Origin of the sequence: Anaerorhabdus sp., from assembly GCF_036657415.1 — a bacterium.
Classification (GTDB): domain Bacteria; phylum Bacillota_I; class Bacilli_A; order Erysipelotrichales; family Erysipelotrichaceae; genus Anaerorhabdus.
In genome coordinates this window covers 3,898-8,479 of the sequence record NZ_JAVXGL010000086.1, presented here as the reverse complement: position 1 = coordinate 8,479, position 4,582 = coordinate 3,898, and the positions used below count along the sequence as shown (strand labels likewise).

General features: G+C 31.6%; 5 protein-coding genes. All 5 read left to right on the top strand.

Annotated elements, in window-relative coordinates; translation table 11 throughout:
* A partial coding sequence (locus tag RSB60_RS09860) for a hypothetical protein (RefSeq protein WP_332616067.1) occupies window positions 1-760 on the top strand: 760 nt, incomplete at its 5' end.
* Window positions 761-934: 174 nt separating this feature from the next.
* Window positions 935-2,161, top strand: a complete 1,227-nt coding sequence (locus RSB60_RS09855) for a hypothetical protein (protein ID WP_332616066.1) — start codon at window positions 935-937, stop codon at window positions 2,159-2,161.
* A 49-nt stretch (window positions 2,162-2,210) separates the two neighbouring features.
* Window positions 2,211-2,924, top strand: coding sequence for a DUF3196 domain-containing protein (locus tag RSB60_RS09850; RefSeq protein WP_332616064.1), 714 nt, complete (start codon window positions 2,211-2,213; stop codon window positions 2,922-2,924).
* Window positions 2,925-3,051: 127 nt separating this feature from the next.
* The gene (gene tig / locus RSB60_RS09845; RefSeq protein WP_323381485.1) at window positions 3,052-4,323 is read left to right on the top strand and encodes a trigger factor; all 1,272 of its coding nucleotides are present in this window, start codon (window positions 3,052-3,054) and stop codon (window positions 4,321-4,323) included.
* 38 nt (window positions 4,324-4,361) lie between these two features.
* Window positions 4,362-4,582: LON peptidase substrate-binding domain-containing protein (locus tag RSB60_RS09840; RefSeq protein ID WP_332616061.1), on the top strand; the 221-nt coding region annotated here is incomplete at its 3' end.

Sequence of the window (4,582 nt, the reverse complement as noted above, 5' to 3'; positions counted from 1 at the left end):
CTATGCAAAGAAAATCGAAGAAAATAATGGTGTAATTGAAGCAATTAAGAAACAAATAAAACAATTGCAAAATGATGCAATCGCTGAGGAAAATCGCTTTAAAAATGAATTGATTCGTTTAGAAAAATCACACGAATTTGATCGTGGACAACTTCAGTACGAGCTAGAATTAAAGAATGCAAATAATGAAAAATATCTCGATGATTTAAGAATTGCATTCGAACAAGAACAAAATGAAATTAATTTAGAAAAAACTCGTTTAGCAAATGCTATTGAACTTAAACAAAAGGCTTTAGATGATAAAAAAGCAATGTTTGATGACTTCTTTACTAAATTCCAAGAAGAAGAGAATTCAAGAAAGTCAGATCGTGAGTATGAAATATTCCAATATGAAAAGAATATTGATGAACTTCAAAAACATATTGAAGAATTAAATGCTGAATTTGAACAAACTAAACAAGAAAATCAAGCTAAATTAGATGAGGTCTATCGCCAGCAAAAACTTGTTAAAGATGAGTATGATGCGTTAATTACAAATCGCAGTGATACTTTCAACATTGCGGTAGAGCGTGTTAAAGCAGATCACGAAAAAGAAGTTACTGACTATGTATCTCAATGTGATGCACAACAAGCTGAGTTTAAAATTCAAAATGAAAATATTTTACGCTCTTATCAACAAGATTTTGATGAGTACAAACAAAGCTTGATGAAAGAACTTGATGAAAAGCGTGAAGATATCTACAAGAGAATTAGTGAATAAGAAAATAAACTCACTGAAGAAAAAGCTAGATTTGAATCTTATATTAATGAATTACGTCTAGAAGAAGATAAACGCGTTATTCAAAGAAACGAAGAACGTGAAAGACTTAACACTTATTGGGAAAATACAATTCAAGGCATTAAAGACAGAATTAGTACAACCGTAAATGCATTCATGATTGAAAAGGATAAGTTAAATCTTGAAAATGAAGAACGAATCAAATCAATCATGGAAGAAAAAATGAATCTTGAAAGTGATGAAAAGCGTATAATCTTAAATATGCAAGAATTAGAGAATGCTTTTGCACAAAAGAAACGTGAAGCTGAAGAGAAAGCCCGTCAATACGAGGAAGAATGTTACATTAAAATTGCCGACATTGAACGTGTTATCCGTCAAAAAGAAGAAAAAATTAATGCTTATCGTGATGAAATTAAGGCAGAGGTACTACGTGCTATTGAAGAACGTAAAAATGAAGAAAAGCGTCTCAATGACATGGTGTTGAATAAAGAACAATTGCTTGCTGAAGAAAAAGAAAAGATTATGACTGTTATTCAAAAGCAACAAAAAATCTTTGAAAAGCTTGCAGCTAAAAAACGTGCAGCAATGGAAGAAGAAATTCTTAGAAACAACAAAGTGCTTGAACGTGAATTAAGAAGAATTGAAGCTGACAAAGAAAAAGCAGGTGAAGAATTCTCATTGTCATTAGAAGAACTTAACCGTATGATTATTGAGAAGGAAAGAAATTATGAAGAATTAATCGCACAACAAAAAGCGAGAAATGAAACATATATTGAAGAATTCCGTAAAACACTTCAACAAAATCATGAAAGAGAAGCAGAAGATGACCGTCATGGTGATGACTTAGCTAATAAGATTAAAGATGAATTACTCATGAATGAACAAGAAGTTATTGTAAACAGTAATAATGAACTTTCAGCAATGAAAAATGCTCATCTAGATGTTATTTCAAAACTACAAGCAAATAACAATCAAATTGAAATTCGTTTGAATTCGCTAAGAAATCAATATGAACAATTGACTAATGAATACGAAAGTGATGAAGATTCACAAAAACACAAAGAATTCTTTACACAATTTGAAAGAATGATACAAGAACGTCGTGATTTACTCGTTGATCTTGAAAATCAAGAAAACGAATTGCGTGCTAATAAGCTAGAACAGTTTACAGAGCAAAATGATTTGTATAACCAAATGATTGAAGAACATCAAAATCGTATTTTGGACATCGAAAATAGTATTTATCTTGAACAAAAGAAATTAACTGACTTTGAAGAAGATATTAGTAGACGTCGTCGCGAACAAAAAGAAATGGAAATTGATGCAAGAAACTTATTTACAAAGAAACTAGATTATTTAAAACAAAAGATGTTTGATAATTAGTGAATAAACCTTCAACAATTGTTGGAGGTTTATTTTAGGAAGGCTGACTATGAGTAATTATTATGATGAAATACTTGATAAAATATTGGAACTCATCAAAGATGAAAGATTAGATGAGGCACAAGCATTAGTCTTAGCTGAATTGAATATGCCATATATTCCCATAGAATTTGAGAAGAAATTAAAAAAAGCTAAGGTCATTATTAAAGAACAACGGAATGATACAAAAACAACAGAATTAGAAATTGAGCAAATTGAAAGTTATTTATATGGCAATGATGAACAACAATTAATAGCGGTAAATCAATTAAATAAGATGAATCTTAGAGCTCACCTTGATTTATGCAAAGAATACTTATTAAGTAAGCCTAGTCATGCAGCAGCGGCTTTATTGATTGATTCTTGCATTGAACAGGCGATTGATGAGGAATTCGTTTTTACGAAAGATGATGTGGAGTATTCATTCAATCCTCGTGATTTAGAAAGACCTTTCGATAGTGGTGGTTTTCATGTTGCGGTTGAATATCTAAGTAATTGGTTTGAGAGTAGTGATCCATCATTCTTTGAATTATGCAGTCAACAATTAATTCACGATACTTTTAATTTTCTACCCTTGTCTTATGATGAGGATGAAGGATATGATTTAGCTCTTCATGTCGCAAAGGTTGTATTTGGATTAATGAATCGTGGAAATGAGTGGAATGGGTTCTTGAAAAGTGCCAAAAGAAACGAATTACAAGTCGAAAAAACACGATTATCTTAGGAAAATATGGGGTTTTTGTGTGAAATTTGTAAAAATGTTTCAAAAAGAGCATAAAACTTTTCAAGTTGTTTGAAATTAGTCATAATTTTGTTATAATAATTAGGCTGAACATTAGGAGGAAAAGAGAATGTCAACGTGGAATATAATCGAAAAATCTAAAGGAGAAATGAAAGTTACTTTAGAAGGACAAGACTGGAAAGATGCCCAAGCTAAAGCTTTTGATAAACTAGCTAAGAATGTAGAATTACCTGGATTTAGAAAAGGTCATGCACCTAAAAATCTTGTTGAAAAAAATGTATCAAAAAACAATGTAATGATTGAAGCAATTGAAAGTGTTGCGAATAGTTATCTTCAAGCAGGGCTTAAAGAACATGACTTATGGCCTGTTGCTCGTCCTGAATTAGCTATTGATTCAATGGATGAAGAAAAAGCAGAAATCAAGTTTATTATCGTTATTAAACCTGAAGTAACACTTGGTGAATACAAAGGATTGGAATACAAAGTTGCAGAAACAGAAATCAGTGATGATGAAGTGAATGCAGAATTAAATCGTTTACGCGAAAACTATTCTGAAGTTGTAACTAAAGAAGGTACAGTTGAAAATGGTGATACAGCGGTAATTGATTTTGAAGGTTTCAAAGATGGTGTTGCATTTGAAGGTGGAAAAGCTGAAGGACATAGTCTTGAAATTGGTTCTGGTAGCTTTATTCCTGGATTTGAAGAACAACTAATCGGTGCTGCAGCTGGTGAAGAGAAAGAAGTTAATGTTACTTTCCCTGAAAATTACCATGCGGCAGAATTAGCTGGTGCACCAGTAGTATTTAAAGTAAAAGTTCATGAAGTTAGCACAAAACAACTTCCTGAATTAAATGATGAATTTGCTAAAGATGTTAATGCTCCTGATGTTGAAACATTAGAAGACTTGAAAAACTTAATTAAAAAAGACTTAGGGGAACATAAAAAAGTTGATGCTGAAAACAACGCAATGAATGACTTAGTAACTAAAGTTGTTGATGGTGCTTCAGTAGATATTCCACAAGAAATGATTAATGATGAAACTGATCAATTAGTAAATGATTTTGCTAATCGTTTGCAACAACAAGGATTCTCATTACAACAATTTATGCAAATGACAGGTCAAACAATTGAACAAATTCGTGAGCAAATGGGGAAAGATGCTGAAAACAAAGTAAAATTGCGCTTAGTTCTTGATGCTATTGCTAAAGCTGAAAATCTAGAAGCAACGGAAGATGATATTGAAAAAGAATACCAAACAATTGCTGACCAATACACAATGGAATTAGCAAAAGTGAAGGAATTAATTCAACCATATCAATTGGCTGATGATATCAAACTTCGTAAAGCTTATGATTTAATTAAAGATTCAGCAAGTAAATAAGACGCATAGCGTCTTATTTTGTCATATGGAGGTATGTTATGAAAAATAAGAGTTTGCAAGTGACAATCCCAGTAGTTTGTACGAGGGGTATTGTTATTTTTCCTAATCAAGATGTTGTCATCGAAGTAGGAAGAGAAAAAAGTGTAAATGCGGTTAATGAGGCGCAAAATCAATATGAAGGTCATGTTTGGGTGGTTTGCCAAAATGATATCATGGTTGATAATCCCTCAATAGATAACATTTATAAGTTTGGTACATT